Origin of the sequence: Microbacterium sp. LMI1-1-1.1, from assembly GCF_040815675.1 — a bacterium.
GTDB lineage: Bacteria > Actinomycetota > Actinomycetes > Actinomycetales > Microbacteriaceae > Microbacterium.
The window spans coordinates 782,114-808,618 of sequence record NZ_JBFPNN010000001.1 but is presented as its reverse complement, the minus strand read 5'-3'; the positions used below and the strand labels follow the sequence as shown (position 1 = coordinate 808,618).

The following is a 26,505-nucleotide window of genomic DNA, read 5'->3' as shown; positions in this document are numbered from 1 at the left end:
CGAGAGAGATCCGATGACCGACGAACACCAGTTCGGATTCCGTACGCGCGCCCTGCACGCCGGCGGCACCCCCGATGCCGCGACGGGTGCCCGCGCGGTGCCGATCTACCAGACCACGTCCTTCGTCTTCGACGACGCGACGGATGCCGGCAACCTCTTCGCCCTGCAGAAGTACGGCAACATCTACTCGCGCATCGGCAACCCCACGGTCGCCGCGCTCGAGGAGCGGCTGGCCTCGCTGGAGGGGGGCATCGGCGCGGTGGCGACCGCGTCGGGCATGAGCGCGGAGTTCATCACCTTCGCGGCCCTGGTCGGAGCGGGGGATCACGTCGTGGCATCCGCCCAGCTCTACGGCGGGACCGTCACCCAGCTCGACGTGACCCTCCGCCGGTTCGGCGTCGAGACGACGTTCGTGCCCTCCAGCGACCCGGCCGACTACGCCGCGGCGATCCGCCCCGAGACCAAGGTGCTGTACGTCGAGACGATCGGGAACCCCTCCGGCGAGATCGCCGACATCGAGGGGCTCGCCGAGGTCGCCCACGCGGCGGGGATCCCGCTCGTCGTGGACTCGACCCTCGCCACCCCCTACCTCGCCCGGCCCCTGGAGCACGGCGCCGACATCGTCATCCACTCCGTGACGAAGTTCCTCGGCGGCCACGGCACGACCCTCGGCGGCGTCGTCATCGAGAAGGGCACGTTCGACTGGGGCAACGGCAAGTTCCCGCAGATGACCGAGCCGGTCGCGTCCTACGGCGGCATCAAGTGGTGGGACAACTTCGGCGAGTACGGCTTCCTCACCAAGCTCCGCACCGAGCAGCTGCGCGACATCGGCCCGGCGCTCAGCCCGCAGTCGGCGTTCCAGCTCCTGCAGGGCGTGGAGACCCTGCCGCAGCGCGTCGACGCGCACCTCGCGAACGCCCGCGTCGTGGCGCAGTGGCTCAAGGACGACCCCCGCGTCTCGTTCGTCACGTGGGCGGGCCTGCCGGACCACCCGCACCGCGCCCGCGCGGAGAAGTACCTGCCCCTCGGACCGGGCTCGGTGTTCGCCTTCGGCGTGCGCGCCGACGACCCGGCCTCCGCCCGCGCGGCGGGGGAGGCCGTGATCGACGCGCTGCAGCTCGCCTCGCACCTGGCGAACATCGGCGACGCCCGCACCCTCGTCATCCACCCGGCCTCGACGACGCACCGTCAGCTCACCCCCGAGCAGCTGACCGCGGCGGGCGTCCCCGCCGACCTTATCCGCATCTCCGTGGGACTGGAGGACCCCGAGGACATCCTCTGGGACCTCGACCAGGCCCTCACCGCCGCGACGGGAGCCACCCGATGACCGATGCGTCCTGCGCCCTGCCCCCGGTGGACGCCTGCGCCCTCCCGGGTGCCGCCGCCGTCCCCGCCGACCCCTCCCGCACCTTCACCGCGCCCGGCGCGCAGGAGCGGTTCGAGATCCTGCGCGCGGCCCGCTCCGTCGCGATCGTCGGCGCGTCGGACAACCCCGCCCGGGCGAGCTACTTCGTCAGCACGTACCTGCTGAGCAGCTCGCCGTACGACGTCTACTTCGTCAACCCGCGCGCGGACAGCATCCTCGGCCGCCCCGCGTACGCGTCGCTGGCCGACCTGCCCGTGACGCCTGACATCGTCGACGTGTTCCGCCGGCACGACGACCTGCCGGGCGTCGCGCAGGAGGCCGTCGACGCCGGTGCGAAGACCCTCTGGCTGCAGCTGGGCTCGTGGCACGAGGGCGCGGCGGAGATCGCGCGCGACGCCGGGCTGTCCGTCGTCATGGACCGCTGCGTCAAGATCGAGCACGCCCGCTTCCACGGCGGCCTGCACCTGGCCGGCTTCGACACCGGCGTGCTCAGCTCCAAGCGTCAGCTGCTCTCGCGCCGCTGACGCCGTCGCCGTGTCGACGGCGGCCGTCCGGGACACTCGAACGGACGCCGCCGTCGCCGGCCCGTCGGCGCTGTAGACTAGGGGGATGCTTCGGCGCCTCGCGCGCCGCATCCACCGAATCCCGCCGAACCAGGAGGTTCCCCATGGCCGGACGCGACCAGGGCATCATCGACCCGCCCATCGACGCTCTCCTCGACAAGGTCGACTCGAAGTACCAGCTCGTGATCTACGCATCCAAGCGTGCGCGTCAGATCAACGACTACTACTCGGACCTGCACGAGGGGAACCTCTTCGACAACGTGGGCCCGCTCGTGGACTCGACCGTGGAGGACAAGCCCCTCACGATCGCGCTGCACGAGATCTACGAGGACAAGCTGCGCCTGCGCCCCACGGAGTGACCTCCGTCACGGTGTGACGCATGCCCCGGGCGGTGTCCGCCGTCCGGGGCATACTTGTGCCCGTCCCCCTGCCCGCCAGCATCCCGGGAGAAGTCTTGACCGACCTGCGCCTGTTCACCTCCGAGTCCGTCACCGAGGGGCACCCCGACAAGATCTGCGACCAGATCTCGGACAGCATCCTCGACGCGATCCTCACCGAGGACCCGGGCGGCCGCGTCGCCGTCGAGACCCTCGTCACGACGGGTCTCGTGCACGTGGCCGGCGAGGTGTCCACGAGCGCCTACGTCGAGATCCCCGCGATCGTCCGCGACGTCGTCAACCGCATCGGCTACACGTCGAGCGAGACCGGCTTCGACGGGGAGTCGTGCGGAGTGAGCGTGTCGATCGGCGCCCAGTCGTCCGACATCGCCGCGGGCGTCAACAAGGCGTTCGAGCAGCGGGAGCGCGGCTCGGTTGACCCGCGCGACCTGCAGGGCGCCGGCGACCAGGGCATCATGTTCGGCTTCGCCACGAACGAGACCCCGCAGCTCATGCCGATGGCGGCGTGGACCGCCCATCGCATCGCGGAGCGCCTCGCGGCCGTGCGGCGCGACGGCACGCTGCCGTTCCTGCGGCCCGACGGCAAGACGCAGGTGACCCTCGGCTACGACGGGCTCGTCCCGCGCACCGTCGACTCCGTGGTGCTCTCGACGCAGCACCACCCCGACATCTCGCAGGAGGAGCTCCGCGCCCGCGTGCAGGCCGAGGTCATCGACCCCGTCCTCCGCGACACGGGCCTCGACCTGCCGGACGTGCAGTACTACATCAACCCCGCGGGCCCGTTCGTCATCGGCGGCCCGAAGGGCGATGCCGGCCTGACCGGCCGCAAGATCATCATCGACACCTACGGCGGGGCGTCCCGTCACGGCGGCGGGGCGTTCAGCGGCAAGGACCCGTCCAAGGTCGACCGCTCGGCCGCCTACGCGATGCGCTGGGTCGCCAAGAACGCCGTCGCCGCCGGTCTCGCCGACCGTCTCGAGGTGCAGGTCGCCTACGCGATCGGCAAGGCGAACCCGGTCGGCCTGTACGTCGAGTCGTTCGGCACCGCGCACGTCGCGGACGAGACCATCGTCCGCGCCATCCGCGAGGTGTTCGACCTGCGCCCGAAGGCGATCATCGACCAGCTCGACCTGCTGCGCCCGATCTACGCGCAGACCGCCGCCTACGGCCACTTCGGCCGCGAGCTGGCGGACTTCACCTGGGAGCGCACGGACCGCGTCGACGAACTGCGCACGGCCGCCGGGCTCTGAGGTGGGCGCGCCTCCGGGCGGTGCGCGATGAGCGCGCGTCGGGTCGCGCGGGTCCAGCTGGACTCGCCCGTGCCGCAGCTCGACCGGCTGTTCGACTATGCGGTGCCGCACGCCCTCGTGGGCGAGGTGGTCCCCGGCATCCGGGTCAAGGTCCCCTTGCGCTCCGCCGGCCGGATGATGGATGCCTTCGTCGTCGAGGTCGTGGCCGACGACGGCACCGAGCGGCCCCTGTCCTCCGTCGAGGCGGTCGTGTCGCCGATGCCGGTGCTGCCGGACGCGCTGTACACGCTCGCACGCCGCGTGGCGGACCGGGCGGCGGGATCCGTGAGCGACGTCCTGCGACTTGCGGTGCCCAAGCGCATGGTGCGCGCCGAGAAGGCCTGGGCGGCCGCGCCCCCGCCCGAGACGCCCGTCGTCGACGCGGAGTCCCTCGCGCGCGCCGACGCCCTGCTCGCCCCGTACATCGGCCTCACGACCGCGCTGGACGCGGGGGAGCGGCTCGCCCTCGATGCGCCCCCGTTCCCGGCCGGCGACCTGCCGCGCGGCGCCTGGGCGGATCTGCTCGCCGCGGCGGCCGTGCACACGCTCGCCGGGGGCCGCAGCGCCGTCCTCGTCGTCCCGGACTACCGGGACCAGGCGCAGCTGCTCGCGGCCCTGGCGGACCTCGCCCCGGCGGAGGCGATCGTCCGCGACGACGCGGACCAGTCCGGCCCCGCCCGCTACGCGCAGTACCTGCGCACGCTCGCCCCGGTTCCGTGCATCGTCGTCGGGCGGCGCTCCGGCGTGTACGCGCCCGCCCACGCGACGGGACTCGTCGCGATCTGGGACGACGGCGATTCGCTCCTCGCCGAGCCGCTCGCCCCGGGCGTGCACGCACGCGACGCCGCGCTCGTCCGTCAGGAGCTGGAGGGGTCCGCCCTGCTCTTCGCCGGGCACACGCGCACCACCGACGTGCAGCGGCTCGTCGACGTCGGCTACGTCCGCGAGGTCGCCCCGGCTCGCCGCCCGAGCCCGCGCGTGGTGCTCAGCGCCACCCGGGAGGGGGAGCAGCGGCAGTCGCGCGTCCCGTCGTCGGCGTTCGCGGCGGCGCGCGCGGCGCTGGCGGAGGGGCCGGTGCTCGTGCAGGTCGCCCGGCCCGGTTACGCGCCGTCCCTCGTCTGCGCGGACTGCCGTCGCCCGGCGCGCTGCGCGCACTGCGCGGGACCGCTGCGCGCCGCCCGGCCCGGGGCGGTCCCCGTGTGCGCCTGGTGCGGGCGGAGCGCCCACGCGTGGACGTGCGGGCACTGCGGATCGGCCAAGCTGCGGATGGCGTCCTCGGGCAGCGAGCGCACCGCGGACGAGCTCGGCCGGGCATTCCCGGGGACCCGGGTCATCGTCGCCGACGGTGCCCACCCGGTGACGGAGGTGGATGCCGCCCCCGCCCTCGTGATCGCCACGCGCGGCGCCGAGCCGCTCGCCCGCGGCGGCTACCGCGCCGTCATCCTGCTCGACGGCGACCGCATGCTGCAGAACGAGGCGCTGCGGATCGGGGAGCACTGCCTCCGCTGGTGGTCCAACGCCGCCGCCCTCGCCGCCCCCGGCGCTCCCGTGCACCTCGTCGGCGTCGCCGGACCCGTCGCCCGCGCGCTGGCGACCTGGACCCAGCCGGCCTACGCCCGGTCCGAGCTCTCCGACCGGGCGCCGCTGCGCATGCCGCCCGCCGTCCGCGTCGCCAGCGTCGACGGACACGCCCGGAGCGTCGACACCCTGCTCGCGTCGCTCCGCGAGAGCGTGCCCTCGCTGGACCCCCTCGCGATCCTGGGTCCCGTCGACACCTCGACCTCGCCGGACACGGCGACGGCCCGCGCCCTCGTGCGGTTCGACTACGCCCACGGGCGCGCGGTCGCGGAGGCGCTGCGGGCCGGGGTCATCGCCGACGCCCTGCGTGCGCGCAAGTCGACCAAGGATCGCGGCCCGAAGCCGCGCAATACACTCAGAGTCCGGCTCGACATCCCCGAGCCCGACCTCTGAGCGGTGGCATCCATCGCTCGACCCGCCCCGGTCCCGCCCGTCCCGCACCCGACCGCGTGAGGAGAACCATGCGCCTCGTCTTCGCCGGCACCCCCGCCGTCGCCGTCCCGTCGCTGCGCGCCCTGGCCGACGGGCCGCATGAGATCGCCGCGGTCGTCACGCGCACGGACGCACCGCTCGGCCGCAAGCGGGTCCTGACGCCGTCGCCGGTGGCGCAGGCGGCGAGCGACCTGGGCCTGCACGTGGTCAAGGCCGACCGCCTCGATGCGGACGTCACCGCGCGCCTGGCCGCGCTCGAGCCGGACCTCGGCGTCATCGTCGCGTACGGCGGGCTCGTCCGCGAGCCGCTGCTCTCGACCCCCGTCCACGGGTGGATCAACCTGCACTTCTCCCTGCTCCCGCGCTGGCGCGGCGCCGCCCCGGTGCAGCGGGCGCTCATCGCGGGCGACACCGTGACGGGCGCGAGCGTCTTCCAGCTCGTCGCGGCGCTCGACGCCGGCGACGTGTTCGCCGAGGAGCGGTACGACGTCCCCGCCGGGGCGACCTCCGCGGACGTGCTGGACGCCCTCGCCGAGGTGGGCGCGCCGCTGCTGGCCCGTGTCGTGGACGGCATCGCGGACGGGACCGCCGTCGCCGTCCCGCAGGAGGGCGAGCCCACGGTCGCCCCGAAGCTCACCCTGACCGACGGCCTGCTGGACTTCTCGGCGGATGCCGCGTCCCTCCTCGCCCGGATCGCGGGCGTGACCCCGGAGCCCGGTGCGCACACGACCCTCGACGGCGCCCGCGTGAAGGTGCTGCGGGCGGCGCCCGCGGACCCGGCGGCGCCCCCGCTGGATCCCGGACGGGTGGCGGCATCCGGTCGGTCCGTCCTCGTCGGCACCGGGACGTCGCCGCTGCACCTCCGCACGGTCCAGCCGGCCGGCAAGGGCGCCATGGACGCGGGCGACTGGCTGCGGGGGCTCCGCACGAGCGACGTGGTGTTCGGATCATGACCGCGGTCCAGGGGGCGCGCGCCGTCGCCTACGAGGTGCTGCGCGCCGTCACCGACGACGAGGCCTACGCCAACCTGCTCCTGCCCCACGCGATCGCGCGGGCGGGACTGGATGCCAAGGACGCCGGCCTCGCCACCGAGCTCACCTACGGCACACTCCGTCGCCGCGGGACCTACGACGCGATCATCGCCGTCGCCGCCGACCGCGGCGTCGACCGCATCGACCCGCCCGTGCTCGACGCGCTGCGGCTCGGCGTCCACCAGCTGCTGTCCACCCGTGTCGCCTCCCACGCGGCCGTGAACGAGTCGGTCGAACTGGCGCGCCGCCACGGCGGCGGACGCGGGGCCGCGGGCTTCGCCAACGCCGTTTTGCGCCGCGTCTCGCGCGAGACGCCGGGCCACTGGCTCGAACGCGCCGCCGCCGCCGCGCGCAGCGACGACGAGCGCACCGGCGTGACCACCTCGCACCCTGTCTGGATCGTGCGGGCGCTGCGCCGGGCCCTCGCCGCCGAGGGGCGCGCAGACGAGCTCGACGCCCTGCTCGAGGCCGACAACGTCGCGCCCCGGGTCGCCATGATCGCGCTGCCGGGCCTGGCCGAGCCGCCCGCCGACGCTCGCGCGACCCCGTACGCGCCGACCGCGTTCACGACGTCCGGGGGCGACCCCGAAGCCCTCATCACCGCGTCCGACGGGCGGATCCGCGTCCAGGACGAGGGCTCGCAGCTCGCCGCCCTCGCCCTGACCCGGGCGCTCCCGGTGCGCGCGGGGGAGCGGTGGCTCGACCTGTGTGCGGGTCCCGGCGGCAAGACGGCGCTCCTGGCCGCGGAGGCGCTGGCGAACGGGGCGCACCTGGATGCCAACGAGATCAGCCCCGCCCGAGCCGGACTGGTGCGGCGGGCCGTGGCATCCCTCCCCCTCCCGGTCGAGGTGAGCGAGGAGGACGGGCGCGACCGCGCGGCGCGGGCCCCGGGGGAGTACGACCGGATCCTCGTCGACGCGCCGTGCACGGGGATCGGGGCGCTGCGGCGCCGGCCCGAGGCGCGCTGGCGGAAGACGCCGGCCGACGTGCCGGACCTCACGGCGCTGCAGCGCGAGCTGGTGCTCGCCGGGTTCGCCGCGCTCGCCCCCGGCGGGGTCCTCGCATACGTGACGTGCTCGCCGCATCTCGCCGAGACCGCGGGCGTGCTGGCGGAGGTGAAGCGGGAGCTCGGCGAGGCGGCCGAGGAGCTCGACGCGCGGGAAGTCGTCCGCGGCGTCGTCCGCGACGACATCGACCTTCCGGACCAGGCCGACGGCTCGCTGCGCGCGCAGCTGTGGCCGCACCGGCACGGCACGGACGCGATGTCGATCGCCCTGCTGCGCAAGCGCTGACCCGCCCGCCCGCGGCGCGGACCGCGGGCGAGATCACCCGGGGATTCGCCCCTCGGGAGCGGCGGGTGAGACCGGGGCGACGGCGTCGCGCCGCCCCGGTACCGCGGTTTCAGTCCCAGCGCACCACGGGCGGGTCGACGGCGAAGTCGACGATGGCCGAGCCCAGGCTCGGGTTCAGGGTGAAGCGGCATCCCGACATGCGCACCCCGTCTTTCTCGCAGTCCGCGGTGAGGTCGACGCGGCCGATGATGCCCGTGCTCATCTGCAACGGTGCTCCGTACGTCGAGATCGGCTCGAGGTTCGCCAGGCGCGTCGCGGCCTCGCCCCCGAGGGTCCGCGTCACGGTGCCGTCGATGACCTTGGTGCCGTCGTCCAGCACCGCGCGGATGTCGACCCCGCACCCCGCCTGCAGAGCGGTCGATGCGAGGCAGGCGTTCACCGCGTCGGTGACGGCGGTCCGGAAGCGTTGCAGCCCGTCCGGGCTGAGCACCGCCTCGACGCCGGAGAGGGTCTGCCAGTCCGCGTCTCGGAGGGTCACGGTCGTCGGACCGGCGAGCGCGAAGAGGGGCGAGTCCGTCGTGATCTCGTACGTTCCGGGGAAGGCGTGCACGCTGTCGCCGGTGACGGCCTGTCCGTTGATCGCCAACGGCAGACTGTCCACCGACCCGGGGAGGCTGAGGGTCGCGGGGCTGCCGACACCCCACTTCTCGTCCTCCCCCCAGGCGTCGACGGGGAAGGTCGTCTGCTGCCGACTCTCGCCGATCGAGAAGGTGACCGGGACGTGCCCGGTGTATCCCGACAGGACGGGCTCGCCGATCTCGATGTCACCGACGGGAGCCAACTGACGCGACTTCTCGAGGACGTCGTCCGTCAGCAGAACGGTGTCGGAGGGGAGGGACGACAGCTGCGCCAGAGCCGTCTCGGCATCCGCCTCGGCCACCGCCTCCAGGTAGGTGCGGACCACGTCGGCCGCCGAGGCGCTCGAAGAGTCCGCGAGCCCCGGCGTCGTCGTGCCACGGGGCAGGACCGCGAGCCCGATGACCAGCGCCACGACGGCGAGGACGCCGACACCGCCGAGCGAGAGGCCGACGATGGCACCGGTCCGGAGGCGGCGGGGCCGAGACGGTCCCGGCGGGCCGACGTGCTCCGAGCGGAGCGCGCGCGGATCCGTGTGTCGGGCGCCGGCATCGATCCCCGGGTCGGTGGCCTCGGGCGCGAGGGGCGCGGCAGCCGCGGCGAGGGGGACCCAGCGCTGCGTGGCGTCGTCCCAGACATGGCCGTTCGCGGTCCACCGCCCGAGGCTCTCGTTCCACTGCGGTGCCGGGGAGTTCTGGTCACCTGTCGTCATCGTTACCTCCATCGGTCGAGATCTCGACGGTAGGACCGCGTCGATCCCGGAGATCGCGGGGACGGCCGCGGCCGCCGCGGGTGAATAGCGGCACACCCGGCGCACACGGGCGACCCGCCTCGACGCGGATAATGGGCGGGTGCCCACCGACGCCCCGCGCATCAACCCCAGCATCCTGGCCGCCGACTTCGTGAACATGGAGGCCGAGCTCGCGCGCATCGCGGGAGCGGACTTCGTCCACGTCGACGTGATGGACAACCACTTCGTCCCCAACCTCACGTTCGGGCCGCAGATGGTGGGGCGCATCCAGGACACCAGTCCCGTTCCGCTCGACGTGCACCTCATGATCGACGACCCCGACCGGTGGGCTCCGGAGTACGCCGAGCTGGGCGCCGCCTCCGTCACCTTCCACCTCGAGGCGGCGGCATCCCCGGTCGCCCTCGCCCGCCGGCTGCGCTCGATCGGCGCGCGCGCGGGCGTGGCGGTCAAGCCGGCCAGCCCCGTCGAGAGCCTGTTCGACGTGCTCAACGAGTTCGACCAGATCCTCGTCATGACGGTCGAGCCGGGCTTCGGGGGCCAGTCGTTCATGCCCGAGACAATGCCGAAGCTCCGCACGCTCGCGGATGAGGCGCGGCGGCGCGGGGCGCGCGTCTGGCTGCAGGTCGACGGCGGCATCGGCGAGTCCACGATCGCCCAGGCCGCGGAGGCGGGGGCGGACACCTTCGTCGCCGGGTCGGCCGTGTTCGGCGCCGACGACCCGGATCGTGCGATCCGGTCCCTCCGCGCCGCCGCCGCCCGCCACCACCACTGACCCGCCCGCGCGGCCCGCCGGTAAACGCTCCCTGCGCCGAGAAACGCCGGGTGCGGGCGTTCCTCGGTGCGGGAAGCGTTTCTCGGACCGGTGGCGGCGGGCCCGGCGACAGCCCCACCCCCGGCGACCCGATAGCCTGGAGGGGTGAAGACCTTCGACGACCTGTTCGCGGAACTCAGCGCCAAGGCCGTCGACCGACCCGCCGGATCCGGCACCGTCGCCCAGCTGGACGCGGGCGTGCACGCGATCGGCAAGAAGATCGTCGAAGAGGCCGCCGAGGTGTGGATGGCCGCGGAGTACGAGTCCGACGCGGCCGCGGCCGAGGAGATCTCGCAGCTGCTGTACCACCTGCAGACGCTGATGATCGCGAAGGGCCTGTCGCTCGAGGACGTCTACCGACATCTCTGAGCCGCCCGCCGCCACCCCCCGCTCGACCAACACGAAAGCCCCCGTCATGCTGCGTATCGCCGTGCCGAACAAGGGGTCGCTCGCCGAGACCGCCGCCGAGATGCTCTCGGAGGCCGGGTACACCGGACGTCGCGACTCCAAGGACCTCTACACCGTCGACCCCGTCAACGAGGTCGAGTTCTTCTACCTCCGCCCCCGCGACATCGCGACCTACGTCGGCTCGGGCGCCCTCGACGTCGGCATCACCGGGCGAGACCTGCTCCTGGATGCCAGGATGCCCGGCGCGCGCGAGGTCGAGTCGCTCGGCTTCGCCGGCTCCACGTTCCGCTTCGCCGGTCGCCCCGGCCGCTTCTCCGACGTCGCCGACCTGCAGGGCCTGCGTGTGGCCACCGCCTACCCGGGCCTCGTGGACGCGTTCCTCGACGAGCGCGGCATCGCCGTGGACATCGTCCCGCTGGACGGCGCCGTCGAGTCCGCCGTGCAGCTCGGCGTCGCCGACGCCGTCGCGGACGTCGTCTCCACCGGCACCACGCTGCGCCAGGCGGGGCTGGAGATCTTCGGTCCCGTGCTCCTGGAGTCGGATGCCGTCCTCATCTCGGGCCCGAACGAGGCCGAGGGCACCGAGACGCTGCTGCGCCGCCTGCGCGGGGTGCTCGCCGCCCGCAAGTACGTGCTCGTCGATTACGACCTGCCCGCCCACCTGGTCGAGCAGGCGATCGCCGTCGCCCCGGGCCTGGAGTCGCCGACGATCTCGCCGCTCCGCGACCCCGAGTGGGTGGCCGTCCGCGTCATGAGCCCGCGCCGCGACGTGAACCGCGTCATGGACGAGCTGTACGCCATCGGCGCCCGCGCCATCCTCGTCACCGAGATCCTCGCCGCGAGGCTCTGATGACGCTCGCCCGCCGCATCATCCCGTGCCTCGATGTCGCGGCCGGTCGCGTCGTGAAGGGCGTGAACTTCCTCGACCTGCGCGACATGGGCGACCCGGTCGAGCTGGCGAAGCTCTACTTCGACCAGGGCGCGGACGAGATCACCTTCCTCGACGTCACCGCGACGGTGGACGAGCGTGCCACGACGTACGACGTGGTCCGCCGGACGGCCGAGCAGGTCTTCATCCCGCTGACCGTCGGCGGGGGCGTCCGCTCCACCGACGACGTCGCGCGTCTCCTCGCGGTCGGCGCCGACAAGATCGGCGTGAACTCCGCCGCGATCGCCCGGCCGCAGCTCGTGGACGAGATCGCGGACCGTTTCGGCGCGCAGGTGATCGTCCTCTCGCTGGACGTCAAGCGGGCGGCATCCACCCCGTCCGGCTTCGTCGTGACGACGCACGGCGGTCGCACAGAGACGACGCTCGACGCCCTCGAGTGGGCGCGCGAGGCCGTCGAGCGCGGCGCGGGGGAGCTGCTGGTCAACTCCATCGACGCCGACGGCACCAAGCAGGGCTTCGACCTGGAGCTGGTCCGGCTCATGCGCCAGGTGGCCGCGGTCCCCGTGATCGCCTCGGGCGGCGCGGGCGCGCTGGAGCACTTCGCCCCGGCCGTGCAGGCGGGTGCGGACGCGGTGCTCGCGGCATCCGTGTTCCACTCCGGTCAGCTGACCGTCGCCCAGGTCAAGGACGCCATGGCCGCCGAGGGGATCGAGGTCCGCCGATGAACGCCGACGCCGTCGCGAAGGTGACGTACGACGCGAACGGCCTCGTCGCCGCCGTCGTCCAGCAGTTCGACACGCGCGAGGTGCTGATGGTCGGGTGGATGGATGCCGAGGCCCTCAGCCGCACGCTGACCACCGGTCGCGTGACGTTCTGGTCCCGCTCCCGTCAGGAGTACTGGCGCAAGGGCGACACGTCCGGGCACATCCAGCTCGTCAAGGGCGCTCGCGTGGACTGCGACGGCGACACCCTGCTCATCGAGGTGGACCAGGTCGGCGCCGCGTGCCACACCGGGACGCGGACCTGCTTCGACACGGTCGACCTCGAGCCGGTCGTGGGGGAGCGCTGATGCGCCGGGGCCGGTCCGTCGCGGTCCTCGCGATGCTGCTGGCCGGCGCCCTCGGGGTGATCTCGTCCACGCAGACGTGGATGGACGTCGTCCTCGCCGACGGGGCGCAGCAGAGCCTGTCCGTCCCCGGGTCGGACGCGCTGCCGGTGCTCACGCCGCTCAGCCTCGCGGCGCTCGCGCTCGGCGCCGCCCTGTCGATCGTCGGGCCGGTCCTGCGCTACGTGTTCGGCGTGCTGGGTCTCGCGATCGCCGCGATCGTCGGCGTCTCGACGGCGCAGATCCTCTTCACGGCCCCCGTGTCGGCGACGGCCGCGACGGTCACCGAGGCGACCGGGATCTCGGGACTGGATGCCGTCGCCGACCTCGTCGCGGACATCTCGCTGACCCCGTGGCCCGCGCTGACGCTCGTCGTGCAGATGCTGCTGGCCGTCGCCGCGGTCTTCACACTCGTGACGGCGCGGCGGTGGCGCTCCGGCGCCGGGCGGAAGTACCGCACCGAGACCGCGGGGGCGGCGGACGGGACGTCTCGCCCGCACGACGCGATCGACTCGTGGGACGACCTGTCCCGCGGCGACGATCCGACCGCCTGACCCGCGCCCGCGCGTCGCCTCCGACACCACCGCGCCCGCGGCATCCGTCGCGCGGTGGCATCTGTGGCCGGTAAACGCTCCGGCGTGGGGGAAACGCCGTGATGCGGCGTTTCCCCCACGAGCGAGCGTTTACCGGGTCCCCTGCACCCGCGGGCATGCCGGATCCGGATCGTTCGACGTCGCGATAACACCGGCCCGGCGGGCGCGGGGCCCGCGGCGCCGCTTCGGTAGACTGGGACGACGCTTGTACCCGCGCTGCGGCGCGACCTGAAGGAGATCCATGAGCAACCCCATCGGCGATCCCGGCCACGGACACTCGCCCGCCGCCTGGACGGCCGTGATCATCATGCTCGTCGCATTCACGCTCGGCACGCTGTTCTTCTGGCTCAACATGCCGGTGCTCGTGTGGGCGTCGGTGGGTCTCCTCGTCGTCGGCGCGCTCGTCGGTCTCATCATGACCAAGGCCGGGTACGGCGCGAACGGCGCCAAGGCGAACCCGAAGGCGCACTGACCGTGCTGGCCGATCTGACGGCCGGAGCAGTCGAGGACGCCGAGGAGCGCGCGCGCACGCGGCCCCTCGCCGAGGTGGAGCGCGACGCCCTCGCGCAGACGCCGGCGCGGGACGCCCTCGCGATGCTCGCCCCCGCCGACCGCGTCAAGGTCATCGCCGAGGTCAAGCGCGCCAGCCCGTCGCGCGGCGACCTCGCCGCCATCCCGGACCCGGCCCGTCAGGCGCGCCTGTACGAGGAGGGCGGGGCCTCCGCGATCTCGGTGCTGACCGAGGGCCGCAAGTTCAAGGGCAGCCTCGCCGACCTCGAGGCCGTGCGGGCAGCGGTGTCCGTGCCGGTGCTGCGCAAGGACTTCATCGCCACGCCGTACCAGGTGCTGGAGGCGCGCGCCTCCGGCGCCGATCTCGTGCTGTTGATCGTCGCCGCGCTCGACCAGAAGACGCTCACCGAGCTGTACGGGCTGGTGACCGACCTCGGCATGACCGCCCTCGTCGAGACCCACTCGGCCGACGAGCTGTCCCGCGCGTCCGAGCTGGGCGCGAAGCTCATCGGTGTCAACGCCCGCAACCTCTCGACCTTCGAGCTCGACCGCGACCTGTTCGGCACGCTCGCCGACCGCTTCCCGGCCGACGCCGTCAAGATCGCCGAGTCGGCCGTGCTCGCCCCGGCCGACGTCGCCCATTACCGCGCCGCCGGCGCCGACGTGGTGCTCGTGGGGGAGGCGCTCGTCACGGGCGACCCCGTCGCGACACTGCGCGCCTTCCTCCAGGAGTCCGCATGACCATCAGCCTGCGCGAGCAGAAGGGCCCCTTCTTCGGGGACTTCGGCGGCCGCTACATGCCCGAGTCGCTGATCGCCGCGATCGACGAGCTCACCGAGGTGTACGAGTCGGCCATGGCCGACCCGGAGTTCCACGCCGAGCTGCGCGCGCTGCTGCACGACTACGCCGGCCGCCCGTCGGTGCTGACCGAGGTTCCGAGGTTCGCCGCCCACGCCGGGGGCGCGCGCGTGTTCCTCAAGCGCGAGGACCTCAACCACACCGGCTCGCACAAGATCAACAACGTGCTGGGCCAGGCGCTGCTCACCAAGCGCCTCGGCAAGACGCGCGTCATCGCCGAGACCGGGGCGGGTCAGCACGGCGTGGCCACCGCGACGGCGGCCGCGCTGTTCGGCCTCGAGTGCGTCGTCTACATGGGCGAGGTCGACACCGAGCGCCAGGCGCTCAACGTCGCCCGTATGCGCCTGCTCGGGGCCGAGGTGGTGCCGGTCACGACCGGGTCGCGCACGCTGAAGGACGCCATCAACGAGGCCTACCGCGACTGGGTCGCCTCGGTCGAGACGACGAACTACGTCTTCGGCACGGCGGCGGGTCCGCACCCGTTCCCGGCGATGGTCCGCGACTTCCAGAAGATCATCGGCGAGGAGACCCGCGCGCAGTTCCTCGAGCGGCTCGGCCGTCTCCCCGACGCGGTGTTCGCCTGCGTCGGCGGCGGCTCGAACGCGATTGGGATGTTCGACGCGTTCCTCGACGACGAGGGCGTGGCCCTGTACGGCGTCGAGGCGGCCGGCGACGGCGTGGACACGCCCAAGCACGCGGCATCCATCGGCCGGGGCCGTCCGGGCGTGCTGCACGGCGCGCGCACCTACGTGCTGCAGGACGAGGACGGGCAGACCACCGAGTCGCACTCGATCTCCGCCGGCCTCGACTACCCGGGCGTCGGACCCGAGCACGCGTGGCTCGCCGACATCGGCCGGGCCCAGTACATCCCCGCCACCGACGACGAGGCCATGCAGGCGCTCCGTCTGCTCTCGCGCACCGAGGGGATCATCCCCGCGATCGAGTCGGCCCACGCCCTGGCCGGTGCCCTGCGCATCGGCAAGGAGCTCGGGCCGGATGCCGTCATCGCGGTCAACCTGTCCGGTCGCGGCGACAAGGACATGGACACCGCCGCCCGCTACTTCGACCTGTACGACGCGGCGCACGCGCCCGAGACCCCCGACGGCCCCGCGCAGACGGCGGCCGCGGGAGCCGTGGCATCCGCTCCCGGCTCGCCCGTGGACGTCGTCCCGGCGCCCGACGCGGCCAGCGGTGCCGGAGTCGAGCTGTGAGTTCGCGCGTCTCGGCGGCCATCGACGCCGCCCATGCCGAGGGCCGCGGCGCGTTCGTCGGCTACCTCCCCGCGGGGTACCCCGACGTCGCCACGAGCATCGAAGCCGTCGTCGCCCTGGCGGAGGCCGGTGCGGACGTCATCGAGCTGGGTCCGCCCTACAGCGACCCGGTGATGGACGGCATCGTGATCCAGGAGGCGACGCAGACGGCGCTGGCCAACGGCTTCCGCATGCGCGACCTCTTCACGATCATCCGCGAGGTCACCGCGCGCACCGACGTCCCCGTGCTCGTCATGACCTACTGGAACCTGGTCGTGCAGTACGGCGTCGAGCGGTACGCCGACGAGCTGCTCGCCGCCGGCGGCGCCGGGCTGATCACGCCGGACATCACGCCCGACGCGGCCGACGAGTGGATCGCCGCGAGCGAGAGCCGCGGCCTGGACCGCGTGTTCCTCGCCGCCCCGACATCGACCGACGAGCGCCTCGAGATGATCGTCCGCGAGTCCCGCGGGTTCGTGTACACGGTGTCGACGATGGGCATCACGGGGGAGCGGGCGGAGTTGGATGCCGCCGCCCGGCGCCTCGTGGAGCGCCTGCGCACCCACGGCGCCGAGCACGCGTGCGTGGGCATCGGGATCTCCAACGCCGCCCAGGTGGCCGGCGTCGTCGAGTACGCCGACGGGGCCATCGTCGGGACGGCGCTGGTCAAGGCCCTCCGCGACGGCGGTGTGGACGGGCTGCGCGCTCTGGCGGGCGAGCTGTCCGCCGGCACCGCGCGGCGCGCCTAAACTCGTTCCCATGACGTTCGCCCTCCCGAGCGCCGCCTCCGGCGTGCTCGCCAGCATCCCGAGTCCGTCGATCTCGTACGTCGACCTCGGCCCCCTGCGCATCCACTTCTACGCCCTGTGCATCGTCGCGGGCATCATCGTGGCGCTCTTCCTCACCAACGCGCGCCTGACGCGTCGCGGCGCGGAGAAGTGGGTCGTCATCGACATCTGCCTGCTGGCGGTGCCCCTGGCGATCGTCGTCGCGCGGATCTACCACGTCCTCACGCACGCCGGGTACTACTTCGGTCCGGGCTCGAACCCCTGGAACCCCTTCGAGCCGGGCTCGGTCTGGGCGATCTGGGAGGGCGGCATCGCCATCTACGGCGCGCTCATCGGCGGCGCCATCGGCGCGTACCTCGGCTGCAAGTGGACCGGCATCCGGTTCTGGACCTTCGCCGACGCGGTCGCGCCGGGTCTGATCATCGCGCAGGCCATGGGCCGCTTCGGCAACTGGTTCAACCAGGAGCTGTTCGGACAGCCGACGGACCTGCCGTGGGGCCTGGAGATCGACGCGAACAACCCGGCCGTCCCCGTCGGGCTGCCATCGGGCACGCTTTTCCAGCCGACTTTCCTCTACGAGGTCATCTGGAACCTGCTCGGCGCCGCCGTCATCCTGTACGTCGGCAAGCGCTTCGGCCTGCAGTGGGGACGCCTGTTCGGCGTGTACCTCGTCTGGTACTCCGCGGGCCGCATCGTCTGGGAATCCATCCGCATCGACCCGAGCGACATCATCCTCGGCCTGCGCACCAACGTGTGGGCCGCGATCATCGGCGTCGTCCTCGGCCTGGCGATCATCGTCGTCCAGAAGCGACGCCACCCGGGTCTGGAGCCCTCGCCGTACGTGCCCGGGCGCGAAGCCAAGGGCAGCGGGGCTGTAGACTCAACCGACCCCTCTGACTTCGTCGACGTGAGCGAGCCGCCCGCGACGAACGACCGCGTCGAGACCAGCGCCACAAGCAGCTCCTCGACGAAATGACTCCACTGGGCCGACGTCGTCCCATCCCCAGCAGCAGCAGCAAGTGAGGACGGTTGGTATGGCTTCCTCGAGCCTCCGTTCCGGCGCCGTCGGTGGCGCATTCCCCGCCCGTCAGGGCATGTACGACCCGTCGTTCGAGAAGGACGCCTGCGGTCTGGCGATGGTCGCGACCCTCCGGGGCGAGGCCGGCCACGACATCATCGACCTCGCGCTGACGGCGCTCCGCAACCTCGAGCACCGCGGTGCCATCGGCTCGGACGCGGGCACCGGCGACGGTGCCGGCATCCTCACGCAGATGCCGGACGCGTTCCTCCGGGCGGTCGTCGACTTCGACCTGCCGCCGGTGGGGGAGTACGCCGCGGGCATGGTCTTCCTGCCCCTCGGACACGACGAGCGCGCCGCGCAGAAGGCCGGGATCGAGCGCATCGCCCGTAGCGAGAACCTCGAGGTCCTCGGCTGGCGCGAGGTGCCGGTCGAGCCCGAGAACCTCGGCAAGCTGGCCTTCGAGGCCCGCCCCGCCTTCGAGCAGCTCTTCGTCTCGCACCCGGCCGTCGGCGACCAGCCGGCCCTGTCGGGCATCGCGCTGGACCGCCGCGTCTTCCGCCTGCGCAAGCGCGCCCGCAACGAGCTCGACGCCTACTTCGTCTCCCTGTCCAGCCGCACGCTCGGCTATAAGGGCATGGTCACGACGTTGCAGCTCGAGCCGTTCTACCCCGACCTCCAGGACGAGCGTTTCGCGTCCGAGCTGGCCGTGGTGCACTCGCGCTACTCGACGAACACGTTCCCGTCGTGGCCGCTGGCCCAGCCGCTGCGCATGCTCGCGCACAACGGCGAGATCAACACCGTCAAGGGCAACCGCAACTGGATGCGGGCGCGGCAGTCGCAGCTGGAGTCCGAGCTCATCGGCGACATCCAGCCGCTGCTGCCCATCTGCACCGAGGGCGCGAGCGACTCGGCCTCGTTCGACGAGGTGCTGGAGCTCCTGACCCTCACCGGCCGCAGCCTGCCCCACGCCATCATGATGATGGTCCCCGAGGCGTACGAGAAGCAGGCGACGATCCCCGCCGACCTCCGTGCCTTCTACGACTACCACTCCATGCAGATGGAGCCCTGGGACGGTCCGGCCGCGCTCATCTTCACCGACGGCACCCTCGTGGGTGCGACGCTGGACCGCAACGGTCTGCGTCCCGGCCGTTGGACCGAGACGACCGACGGCCTCGTGGTCATCGGCTCCGAGACCGGCGTGCTGGACTTCGCGCCCGAGCGCATCAAGCGCCGCGGGCGCCTGCAGCCGGGCCGCATGTTCCTCGTCGACACCGCCGAAGGCCGCATCGTCGAGGACGAGGAGATCAAGGCGCAGCTTGCCGCCGCCGAGCCGTGGCAGGAGTGGCTCGACAAGGGCCGCGTCAAGCTCAGCGAGCTGCCGGAGCGCGAGCACATCGTGCACCCCATCGCCTCGATCACGCGCCGTCAGCGCACCTTCGGCTACACCGAGGAGGAGGTGCGCATCCTCCTCACGCCCATGGGACAGAACGGCACCGAGCCCCTCGGGGCCATGGGCAGCGATGCGCCCGTCGCCGTGCTCAGCGAGCGCCCGCGCCTGCTGTTCGACTACTTCCTGCAGCAGTTCGCCCAGGTGACGAACCCGCCGCTGGACTCCATCCGCGAGGAGGTCGTGACCTCGCTCTCGCTCGGCCTGGGTCCGGAGCGCAACCTCCTGGACTGGGGCCCGGAGCACACCCGCACGGTGACGCTCGACTTCCCGGTGATCGACAACGACGAGCTCGCGAAGATCCAGCACATCGACACCGCCCTGCCCGGGCGGTCGTCGGTCACGATCCGCGGTCTCTACCGTGTCGAGGCCGGTCACAAGGGCCTGCAGAAGCGCCTCACGCAGATGTGCAACGAGGTCGACCACGCGATCGAGGACGGCGCCGAGTTCATCGTGCTCAGCGACCGCGACTCGAACAAGGACCTCGCGCCCATCCCGTCGCTGCTCATGCTCGCCGCGGTGCACCACCACCTCATCCGCAAGCAGACCCGCATGAAGGTCGGCCTCGTGGTCGAGGCGGGCGACGTGCGCGAGGTCCACCACATCGCGACCCTGATCGGGTACGGCGCCTCGGCGGTCAACCCGTACCTGGCGATGGAGACGGTCGAGTACCTCGTCCGGGCCGGTTACATCACCAACGTGACCCCCGAGAAGGCGGTCAAGAACCTCATCTACGCGCTCGGCAAGGGCGTGCTCAAGATCATGTCGAAGATGGGCATCTCGACGGTGTCGTCCTACGCGGGCGCGCAGGTGTTCGAGGCCGTCGGACTCTCGCAGGAGTTCGTCGACGCGTACTTCACGGGTACCGAGACCAAGCTCGGCGGCGTCGGCCTCGACGTCATCGCGGCCGAGAACGCGGCCCGGCACGAGTACGCCTACCCGGAGGATGGCGCGGCCCGCGCGCACGAGCGTCTCTGGACCGGCGGCGAGTACCAGTGGCGCCGCGACGGCGCCCCGCACCTGTTCAACCCGGACACCGTGTTCCGCCTGCAGCACGCCACGCGCGAGCGCCGATACGACATCTTCCGCGAGTACACCGCCCTCATCGACGACCAGGCGCACGAGCTCAAGACGCTCCGCGGCCTCTTCGAGCTGCGCAGCGGCCAGCGTCCGCCCGTGCCGATCGACGAGGTGGAGCCCGTCTCCGCGATCGTCAAGCGCTTCTCCACCGGCGCGATGAGCTACGGCTCCATCTCGCAGGAGGCGCACGAGGTCCTCGCGGTCGCGATGAACCAGCTCGGCGGCAAATCGAACACCGGTGAGGGCGGCGAGGACGTCGACCGCCTGCTCGACCCGACGCGTCGCAGTGCGATCAAGCAGGTGGCATCCGGTCGTTTCGGCGTGACGAGCCTCTACCTCACCGAGGCGGACGACATCCAGATCAAGCTCGCCCAGGGCGCCAAGCCCGGCGAGGGCGGCCAGCTGCCCCCGACGAAGGTGTACCCGTGGGTCGCGCGGACGCGTCACGCCACGGCCGGCGTCGGCCTGATCTCGCCGCCGCCGCACCACGACATCTACTCCATCGAAGACCTCAAGCAGCTGATCTTCGACCTCAAGCGCGCCAACCCGAAGGCCCGCATCCACACCAAGCTCGTCAGCCAGTCGGGCATCGGTGCGGTCGCGGCCGGCGTCGCCAAGGCGCTCAGCGACGTCATCCTCGTCTCCGGTCAGGACGGCGGCACGGGCGCGAGCCCGATGAACTCGCTGAAGCACGCCGGCACCCCCTGGGAGCTGGGCCTGGCCGAGACGCAGCAGACGCTCATGCTCAACGGCATGCGCGACCGCGTCGTCGTGCAGGTCGACGGGCAGATGAAGACCGGCCGCGACGTCATCATCGGGGCGCTGCTGGGCGCCGAGGAGTTCGGCTTCGCCACCGCCCCGCTCGTCGTCTCGGGCTGCATCATGATGCGCGTGTGCCACCTCGACACGTGCCCGGTGGGTGTCGCGACGCAGAACCCCGTCCTGCGCTCGCGCTTCACCGGCAAGGCCGAGTACATCGTGAACTTCATGGAATTCATCGCCCAGGAGGTGCGCGAGTACCTCGCCGCCCTCGGCTTCCGCTCCATCGACGAGATCGTCGGCCACAGCGAGCTGCTGGACGTCAACGGCGCGGTCGAGCACTGGAAGGCGCGGGGTCTCAACCTCGCCCCGATCCTCGAGGGCCCGCGCTTCGCCGACGACGAGCCGCGTCGCCACGGCCGCGACCAGGACCACGAGCTGGACGAGCACTTCGACGTGCAGCTCATCGAACGCGCGCAGGACGTCATCGCCCACGGCGGGCAGCTGACGATCGAGCTGCCGGTCCGCAACACCGCTCGCGCGGTCGGGACCATGCTCGGCCACCACGTCACGAAGGCGCGGGGCGAGCACGGCCTGCCCGACGGCTCCATCGACATCCGGCTCACCGGGTCCGCGGGGCAGTCGTTCGGCGCGTTCATGCCCGCGGGCATCACGCTGCGCCTCGAGGGCGACTCCAACGACTACGTCGGCAAGGGCCTCTCGGGCGGCAAGATCGTCGTGCGCCCGTCGCGCGGATCGACCTTCGCGGCGTCCGAGAACGTCATCGCCGGGAACGTCATCGGCTACGGCGCCACCCAGGGGCAGATGTTCCTGAACGGCGTCGTGGGCGAGCGCTTCCTCGTCCGCAACTCCGGGGCCACCGCGGTGGTCGAGGGCGTCGGCGACCACGCGCTCGAGTACATGACCGGTGGTCTGGCCGTCATCCTCGGCACCACCGGCCGCAACCTCGGCGCGGGCATGTCCGGCGGACAGGCATACGTCTACAAGCTCGACACCGACCTGGTGAACCGCGAGGCCGTGGCATCCGGCGAGCTCGTCCTCGGCGCCCTCGGATCGGGGGATGCCGAGATCCTGCGCGACCTGCTCGAGAAGCACGTCGCCGAAACCGACTCCACGCTCGCCCGTCGTCTGCTCGACGACTTCGAGGCCGAGGTGGACAACTTCGTCCGGGTCCTGCCGCGCGACTACGCCGCGGTGCTGCAGACCCGCCAGGAGGCGGTCGACCAGGGGCTGGACCCCGACGGCGACGTCGTCTGGACGCGCATTCTGGAGGTGACGGGTGGCTGACCCGAAGGGCTTTCTCAAGACCACGGAGCGCGAGCTCCCGAAGCGTCGACCGGTGCCGGTGCGCATCATGGACTGGAAAGAGGTGTACGAGCCGGGTGACTCGGCCGTCATCAAGCGCCAGGCCGGACGCTGCATGGACTGCGGCATCCCGTTCTGCCACAAGGGCTGCCCGCTCGGGAACCTGATCCCCGAGTGGAACGACCTCACCTGGCGCGGGGAGGGGCGCTCGGCGATCGAGCGTCTGCACGCGACGAACAACTTCCCGGAGTTCACGGGCCGCCTGTGCCCGGCGCCGTGCGAGAGCTCGTGCGTGCTGGGCATCAACCAGCCCGCGGTGACGATCAAGCAGGTCGAGGTCTCGATCATCGACGAGGCGTTCGCCAACGGCTGGGTCGAGCCCGAGCCGCCGCAGCGTCTCACGGGCAAGACGGTCGCGGTCGTCGGCTCCGGCCCCGCGGGCCTGGCCGCCGCCCAGCAGCTGACGCGCGCCGGCCACACGGTGGCGGTGTACGAGCGCGACGACCGCATCGGCGGCCTGATGCGCTACGGCATCCCGGACTTCAAGATGGAGAAGCGCCACCTCGAGCTCCGCCTGCGGCAGATGCAGGCCGAGGGCACCCGCTTCCGCGCGGGCGTCGAGATCGGCCGCGACATCACTTGGAGCGACCTGCGCGCGCGCTACGACGCGGTCGTGGTCGCCACGGGCGCCACCGTCCCGCGCGACCTGGCCATCCCCGGTCGCGACCTCGACGGCGTCCACTACGCCATGGAGTACCTCATCGAGGGCAACAAGGCGGTCGCGGGCGACCAGATCCCGCAGCAGATCTCCGCCGAGGGCAAGCACGTCGTCGTCATCGGCGGCGGCGACACCGGCGCGGACTGCATCGGCACGGCGCACCGTCAGGGCGCGCTCAGCGTCACGAACCTCGCCATCGGCGTGCAGCCGCCGTCCGAGCGCCCGGCCCACCAGCCGTGGCCGATGATGCCGAACCTCTTCGAGGTCGCGTCGGCGCACGAGGAGGGCGGGGAGCGCACGTACCTGGCGTCCACCGTCGAGTTCCTCGGCAACGCCGCGGGCGAGGTCCGGGCCCTGCGCGTCGCCGAGACGGAGTACGTCGACGGCCGTCGCGTGCCCAAGAGCGGCACCGAGCGGGAGATCCCCGCCGACCTCGTGCTGATCGCGATGGGCTTCACCGGGCCCGAGCGCACGCACCTCGAGGACCAGCTGGGCGCCCGCTTCACCGACCGCGGGAACGTCGAGCGCGACCAGACGTACGCGACGTCGGCTCCGGGCGTGTTCGTCGCCGGCGACGCCGGCCGCGGCCAGTCCCTCATCGTGTGGGCCATCGCCGAGGGCCGTGCGGCCGCCGCCGAGGTCGACACCTACCTGATGGGCGAGACGGTGCTGCCCGCGCCGGTCCGCCCGACCGATGTCGCCATCGGCCTGCTGCCCGCCTAAGCTGGCAAGGGCCGATCGGCCACTACCCGAATCCTCACGGAGCTTGTAAACGGATGAGACGCGCCAAGATCGTCGCAACACTCGGGCCCGCCACGTCGTCGTACGAGATGGTTCGCGCCATCATCGACGCCGGTGTGGACGTCGCCCGCCTCAACCTGAGCCACGGAGACTACTCCGTGCACGACGCCAACTTCGCCAATGTGCGCAAGGCGGCAGAGGACGCCGGCCGGCCGGTCGCCGCCCTCGTCGACCTGCAGGGGCCCAAGATCCGCCTCGGCAAGTTCGAGAACGGCCCGCACGACCTCCTCCCCGGCGACATCTTCAAGATCACCGTCGAGGACATCCTCGGCACCAAGGAGATCGTCGGCACCACCTTCAAGGGCCTGCCGCAGGACGTCCGCCCCGGCGACTTCCTGCTGATCGACGACGGCAAGGTCCGCGTCCGCGTCGTGGAGACCGACGGCACCGTCGTCACCACCGAGGTCGTCGTGGGTGGCCCGGTGTCCAACAACAAGGGCATCAACCTCCCCGGTGTCGCGGTCAACGTCCCCGCGCTCAGCGAGAAGGACGAGGCCGACCTGCGCTGGGGCCTGAAGGCCGGCGCCGACCTCATCGCGCTCTCCTTCGTCCGGGACGCCTCGGACATCGAGCGGGTGCACGAGATCATGGCGGAGGAGGGGCGCTACGTCCCCGTCATCGCCAAGATCGAGAAGCCGCAGGCGGTCGACAACCTCGAGGAGATCATCGACGCTTTCGACGGCATCATGGTCGCCCGCGGCGACCTCGGCGTCGAGCTGCCGCTGGAGGCCGTGCCGATCGTGCAGAAGCGCGCGGTCGAGCTGGCCCGCCGCATGGCCAAGCCGGTCATCGTCGCGACCCAGATGCTCGAGACGATGATCTCGAACCCGGTGCCGACCCGCGCCGAGACCAGCGACGTCGCGAACGCGGTGCTCGACGGTGCCGACGCGGTCATGCTCTCGGGGGAGACCAGCGTGGGCGCCTACCCGGTGGGCGTCGTCGAGACCATGGCCCGCATCGTCGCCTCCACGGAGGAGCACGGCCTGGACCGCATCCTCCCGCTGACGAACAAGCCGCGCACCCAGGGTGGCGCGATCACCCTCGCCGCGGTCGAGGTCGCCGACTTCGTCGAGGCCAAGTACCTCTGCGTCTTCACCGAGTCGGGCGACTCGGCGCGCCGCATGTCGCGCCTGCGCTCGACGATCCCGATGATCGCGTTCACGCCCGAGCCCGGCATCCGCCGCCGCCTGGCGCTGACGTGGGGCGTGCGCTCGACGCTCGTCGAGCACGTGTCGCACACCGACAAGATGTTCCTCCAGGTGGACGACTACCTCCTGTCGAACGACCTCGCCAAGGTCGGCGACAAGGTCGTCGTCATCTCCGGGTCCCCTCCCGGGATCGCCGGCTCGACCAACGACCTGCGCGTCCACCGCGTGGGCGACGCCGTGCACGGCGCGGCTCCGGGCTACCAGGAGGAAGGCGTCTGACCTTCGACGCCGCGCACCCTCCGCCGGTGCGCGGCCCACGGCGCCCCTCGACCCTGCGTTAGGGTCGAGGGGCGCACTCAGCCGGTGTGGCGGAATGGCAGACGCGGGGCACTCAAAATGCTCTGTCGAGAGACGTGTGGGTTCGAGTCCCACCACCGGTACGATGACGGCACGAACCGTCAGCCCTATCGCACCCCGGGCATCCCGGGGGTTCGCGCTCTCGCAGTCTTAGGATGGTTCACGTGACTGATCAAGAAGCCGCACCGGCGTCCGCGCCCACCGCACCCCGCCGCGTCGTCGTCGCGGAAGACGAGTCGTTGATCCGACTCGACATCGTCGAGATCCTCCGCGACAACGGCTTCGACGTCGTCGGCGAGGCCGGCGACGGGGAGACCGCGGTCCAGCTCGCCACGGAGCTGCGCCCCGACCTCGTCATCATGGACGTCAAGATGCCGCAGCTCGACGGCATCAGCGCCGCCGAGAAGCTCAGCAAGAACCACATCGCCCCCGTCGTGCTGCTGACCGCGTTCAGCCAGAAGGAGCTCGTCGAGCGCGCGAGCGAGGCGGGCGCCCTGGCGTACGTCGTCAAGCCGTTCACGCCGAACGACCTGCTCCCGGCGATCGAGATCGCCCTCGCCCGCTACGAGCAGATCATCACGCTCGAGGCGGAGGTCGCCGACATGGTCGAGCGCTTCGAGACCCGCAAGCTCGTCGACCGCGCCAAGGGCCTGCTCAACGAGAAGATGGGCCTGTCCGAGCCCGAGGCCTTCCGCTGGATCCAGAAGGCGTCGATGGATCGTCGTCTGACGATGCAGGACGTGGCCAAGGCCATCATCGAGCAGCTCGCCCCCAAGAAGGGCTGAGCCCCCCAGAGACACGGAATGGATGCCACCTCGGTGGCATCCATTCGCCTTTCCCGGCGATGTCAGGCGCTGGGGGCGTCCTTGATCATGTTCGTGATGCGGATCGTCGAGCAGCGACGTCCCTGCTCGTCGGACACGGCGATCTCGTGCACGGTGAGCGACCGGCCGAGGTGGACCGGGGTGCAGACCCCCGTGACGATCCCCGAGGTGGCGGACCGCGTGTGCGTGGCGTTGATGTCGATGCCGACGGCCAGTCGTCCGGGGCCGGCCCAGAGGTTGGCCGACATCGAGCCGAGGGACTCGCCGAGCACCACGTAGGCGCCGCCGTGCAGCAGTCCGACGGGCTGCGTGTTGCCCTCGACGGGCATCGTGGCGACGCTGCGCTCCACCGAGAACTCGACCCATTCGATGCCCATCTTCTCGGCGAGGGCGCCCATTCCGCGCAGCTTCGCCCAGTCGAGGCCGGAGGGGGAGTCGGGGGTCGTGGTCGTCATCATCGCCTTCGAGGTGCCGGG

The 26,505-nt window shown here is 72.1% G+C and carries 24 protein-coding genes and 1 tRNA gene; 23 read left to right on the top strand and 2 right to left on the bottom strand.

Annotation, left to right across the window (positions count from 1 at the left end):
- The first annotated feature begins 13 nt into the window (after window positions 1–13).
- The 7 genes from MRBLMI1_RS03790 (at window position 14) to MRBLMI1_RS03760 (ending at window position 7,949) form a co-directional block, all read left to right on the top strand.
- Window positions 14–1,327 (top strand): O-acetylhomoserine aminocarboxypropyltransferase/cysteine synthase family protein, encoded by a 1,314-nt coding sequence (locus MRBLMI1_RS03790; RefSeq protein WP_367726804.1) that lies wholly within the window; start codon window positions 14–16, stop codon window positions 1,325–1,327.
- Complete coding sequence (locus MRBLMI1_RS03785) at window positions 1,324–1,890, top strand: CoA-binding protein (RefSeq protein WP_367726803.1); 567 nt, start codon at window positions 1,324–1,326, stop codon at window positions 1,888–1,890. The genes MRBLMI1_RS03790 and MRBLMI1_RS03785 overlap by 4 nt, the downstream gene beginning before the upstream one ends.
- A gap of 143 nt (window positions 1,891–2,033) precedes the next feature.
- Complete coding sequence (gene rpoZ / locus MRBLMI1_RS03780; protein WP_367726802.1) at window positions 2,034–2,288, top strand: DNA-directed RNA polymerase subunit omega; 255 nt, start codon at window positions 2,034–2,036, stop codon at window positions 2,286–2,288.
- Between the two features lie 95 nt (window positions 2,289–2,383).
- The gene (gene metK, locus MRBLMI1_RS03775; protein ID WP_367726801.1) at window positions 2,384–3,577 is read left to right on the top strand and encodes a methionine adenosyltransferase; all 1,194 of its coding nucleotides are present in this window, start codon (window positions 2,384–2,386) and stop codon (window positions 3,575–3,577) included.
- A gap of 27 nt (window positions 3,578–3,604) precedes the next feature.
- Window positions 3,605–5,587, top strand: a complete 1,983-nt coding sequence (locus MRBLMI1_RS03770; protein ID WP_367726800.1) for a primosomal protein N' — start codon at window positions 3,605–3,607, stop codon at window positions 5,585–5,587.
- Window positions 5,588–5,655: 68 nt separating this feature from the next.
- Window positions 5,656–6,579: a methionyl-tRNA formyltransferase gene (gene fmt / locus MRBLMI1_RS03765; protein WP_367726799.1), complete on the top strand. Its 924-nt coding sequence runs from the start codon at window positions 5,656–5,658 to the stop codon at window positions 6,577–6,579.
- A complete protein-coding gene (locus MRBLMI1_RS03760; RefSeq protein WP_367726798.1) occupies window positions 6,576–7,949 on the top strand; it encodes an RsmB/NOP family class I SAM-dependent RNA methyltransferase in 1,374 nt (457 codons plus the stop codon). Before fmt ends, MRBLMI1_RS03760 begins: the two co-directional genes overlap by 4 nt.
- Before the next feature lie 109 nt (window positions 7,950–8,058).
- Here MRBLMI1_RS03760 and MRBLMI1_RS03755 read toward each other — a convergent pair whose 3' ends face one another.
- On the bottom strand, window positions 8,059–9,297 hold the full coding sequence (locus MRBLMI1_RS03755) for a hypothetical protein (protein ID WP_367726797.1): 1,239 nt from the start codon (window positions 9,295–9,297) through the stop codon (window positions 8,059–8,061).
- A gap of 139 nt (window positions 9,298–9,436) precedes the next feature.
- On the opposite strand from MRBLMI1_RS03755, the gene rpe reads away from it, so the two are divergent.
- From rpe to MRBLMI1_RS03675, 16 genes are all read left to right on the top strand, one after another.
- On the top strand, window positions 9,437–10,108 hold the full coding sequence (gene rpe, locus MRBLMI1_RS03750) for a ribulose-phosphate 3-epimerase (protein ID WP_367726796.1): 672 nt from the start codon (window positions 9,437–9,439) through the stop codon (window positions 10,106–10,108).
- A 144-nt stretch (window positions 10,109–10,252) separates the two neighbouring features.
- A complete protein-coding gene (locus MRBLMI1_RS03745) occupies window positions 10,253–10,516 on the top strand; it encodes a phosphoribosyl-ATP diphosphatase (RefSeq protein WP_367726795.1) in 264 nt (87 codons plus the stop codon).
- A gap of 46 nt (window positions 10,517–10,562) precedes the next feature.
- Window positions 10,563–11,405: an ATP phosphoribosyltransferase gene (gene hisG, locus MRBLMI1_RS03740; RefSeq protein WP_367726794.1), complete on the top strand. Its 843-nt coding sequence runs from the start codon at window positions 10,563–10,565 to the stop codon at window positions 11,403–11,405.
- Entirely contained in the window at window positions 11,405–12,169 is a 765-nt protein-coding gene (hisF, locus tag MRBLMI1_RS03735) for an imidazole glycerol phosphate synthase subunit HisF (protein ID WP_367726793.1), read from the top strand. The genes hisG and hisF overlap by 1 nt, the downstream gene beginning before the upstream one ends.
- Window positions 12,166–12,513: a phosphoribosyl-AMP cyclohydrolase gene (hisI, locus tag MRBLMI1_RS03730; RefSeq protein WP_367726792.1), complete on the top strand. Its 348-nt coding sequence runs from the start codon at window positions 12,166–12,168 to the stop codon at window positions 12,511–12,513. The genes hisF and hisI overlap by 4 nt, the downstream gene beginning before the upstream one ends.
- The gene (locus MRBLMI1_RS03725) at window positions 12,513–13,103 is read left to right on the top strand and encodes a Trp biosynthesis-associated membrane protein (protein WP_367726791.1); all 591 of its coding nucleotides are present in this window, start codon (window positions 12,513–12,515) and stop codon (window positions 13,101–13,103) included. Before hisI ends, MRBLMI1_RS03725 begins: the two co-directional genes overlap by 1 nt.
- 280 nt (window positions 13,104–13,383) lie before the next feature.
- Window positions 13,384–13,614: a DUF6704 family protein gene (locus MRBLMI1_RS03720; RefSeq protein ID WP_367726790.1), complete on the top strand. Its 231-nt coding sequence runs from the start codon at window positions 13,384–13,386 to the stop codon at window positions 13,612–13,614.
- Between the two features lie 2 nt (window positions 13,615–13,616).
- Window positions 13,617–14,393: an indole-3-glycerol phosphate synthase TrpC gene (gene trpC / locus MRBLMI1_RS03715; protein WP_367726789.1), complete on the top strand. Its 777-nt coding sequence runs from the start codon at window positions 13,617–13,619 to the stop codon at window positions 14,391–14,393.
- Between the two features lie 2 nt (window positions 14,394–14,395).
- The gene (gene trpB, locus MRBLMI1_RS03710; RefSeq protein WP_367727593.1) at window positions 14,396–15,721 is read left to right on the top strand and encodes a tryptophan synthase subunit beta; all 1,326 of its coding nucleotides are present in this window, start codon (window positions 14,396–14,398) and stop codon (window positions 15,719–15,721) included.
- Complete coding sequence (gene trpA / locus MRBLMI1_RS03705) at window positions 15,718–16,509, top strand: tryptophan synthase subunit alpha (RefSeq protein ID WP_367726788.1); 792 nt, start codon at window positions 15,718–15,720, stop codon at window positions 16,507–16,509. The genes trpB and trpA overlap by 4 nt, the downstream gene beginning before the upstream one ends.
- Before the next feature lie 10 nt (window positions 16,510–16,519).
- Window positions 16,520–17,524, top strand: a complete 1,005-nt coding sequence (lgt, locus tag MRBLMI1_RS03700) for a prolipoprotein diacylglyceryl transferase (RefSeq protein ID WP_367726787.1) — start codon at window positions 16,520–16,522, stop codon at window positions 17,522–17,524.
- 58 nt (window positions 17,525–17,582) lie between these two features.
- On the top strand, window positions 17,583–22,163 hold the full coding sequence (gene gltB, locus MRBLMI1_RS03695; protein ID WP_367726786.1) for a glutamate synthase large subunit: 4,581 nt from the start codon (window positions 17,583–17,585) through the stop codon (window positions 22,161–22,163).
- Window positions 22,156–23,622 carry a glutamate synthase subunit beta gene (locus MRBLMI1_RS03690; protein WP_367726785.1) on the top strand — a complete coding sequence of 489 codons (1,467 nt, stop codon included), beginning with the start codon at window positions 22,156–22,158 and terminating at the stop codon, window positions 23,620–23,622. Before gltB ends, MRBLMI1_RS03690 begins: the two co-directional genes overlap by 8 nt.
- A 53-nt stretch (window positions 23,623–23,675) precedes the next feature.
- Entirely contained in the window at window positions 23,676–25,127 is a 1,452-nt protein-coding gene (gene pyk / locus MRBLMI1_RS03685; RefSeq protein ID WP_367726784.1) for a pyruvate kinase, read from the top strand.
- An 80-nt stretch (window positions 25,128–25,207) separates the two neighbouring features.
- Window positions 25,208–25,288, top strand: a tRNA-Leu gene (locus MRBLMI1_RS03680).
- A gap of 81 nt (window positions 25,289–25,369) precedes the next feature.
- Complete coding sequence (locus MRBLMI1_RS03675) at window positions 25,370–25,990, top strand: ANTAR domain-containing response regulator (protein WP_367726783.1); 621 nt, start codon at window positions 25,370–25,372, stop codon at window positions 25,988–25,990.
- Window positions 25,991–26,052: 62 nt separating this feature from the next.
- Here MRBLMI1_RS03675 and MRBLMI1_RS03670 read toward each other — a convergent pair whose 3' ends face one another.
- Window positions 26,053–26,484, bottom strand: coding sequence for a hotdog fold thioesterase (locus MRBLMI1_RS03670; RefSeq protein WP_367726782.1), 432 nt, complete (start codon window positions 26,482–26,484; stop codon window positions 26,053–26,055).
- Between the last annotated feature and the right edge of the window lie 21 nt (window positions 26,485–26,505).

Bases quoted from the DNA above. Each gene is read 5' to 3' on its own strand.
- MRBLMI1_RS03790 (WP_367726804.1), top strand. From the start codon at position 14: ATGACCGACGAACACCAGTTCGGATTCCGTACGCGCGCCCTGCACGCC.
- MRBLMI1_RS03785 (WP_367726803.1), top strand. From the start codon at position 1,324: ATGACCGATGCGTCCTGCGCCCTGCCCCCGGTGGACGCCTGCGCCCTC.
- rpoZ (WP_367726802.1), top strand. From the start codon at position 2,034: ATGGCCGGACGCGACCAGGGCATCATCGACCCGCCCATCGACGCTCTC.
- MRBLMI1_RS03770 (WP_367726800.1), top strand. From the start codon at position 3,605: ATGAGCGCGCGTCGGGTCGCGCGGGTCCAGCTGGACTCGCCCGTGCCG.
- fmt (WP_367726799.1), top strand. From the start codon at position 5,656: ATGCGCCTCGTCTTCGCCGGCACCCCCGCCGTCGCCGTCCCGTCGCTG.
- MRBLMI1_RS03760 (WP_367726798.1), top strand. From the start codon at position 6,576: ATGACCGCGGTCCAGGGGGCGCGCGCCGTCGCCTACGAGGTGCTGCGC.
- MRBLMI1_RS03755 (WP_367726797.1), bottom strand. From the start codon at position 9,297: ATGACGACAGGTGACCAGAACTCCCCGGCACCGCAGTGGAACGAGAGC.
- hisG (WP_367726794.1), top strand. From the start codon at position 10,563: ATGCTGCGTATCGCCGTGCCGAACAAGGGGTCGCTCGCCGAGACCGCC.
- hisF (WP_367726793.1), top strand. From the start codon at position 11,405: ATGACGCTCGCCCGCCGCATCATCCCGTGCCTCGATGTCGCGGCCGGT.
- hisI (WP_367726792.1), top strand. From the start codon at position 12,166: ATGAACGCCGACGCCGTCGCGAAGGTGACGTACGACGCGAACGGCCTC.
- MRBLMI1_RS03725 (WP_367726791.1), top strand. From the start codon at position 12,513: ATGCGCCGGGGCCGGTCCGTCGCGGTCCTCGCGATGCTGCTGGCCGGC.
- MRBLMI1_RS03720 (WP_367726790.1), top strand. From the start codon at position 13,384: ATGAGCAACCCCATCGGCGATCCCGGCCACGGACACTCGCCCGCCGCC.
- lgt (WP_367726787.1), top strand. From the start codon at position 16,520: ATGACGTTCGCCCTCCCGAGCGCCGCCTCCGGCGTGCTCGCCAGCATC.
- gltB (WP_367726786.1), top strand. From the start codon at position 17,583: ATGGCTTCCTCGAGCCTCCGTTCCGGCGCCGTCGGTGGCGCATTCCCC.
- pyk (WP_367726784.1), top strand. From the start codon at position 23,676: ATGAGACGCGCCAAGATCGTCGCAACACTCGGGCCCGCCACGTCGTCG.
- MRBLMI1_RS03670 (WP_367726782.1), bottom strand. From the start codon at position 26,484: ATGACGACCACGACCCCCGACTCCCCCTCCGGCCTCGACTGGGCGAAG.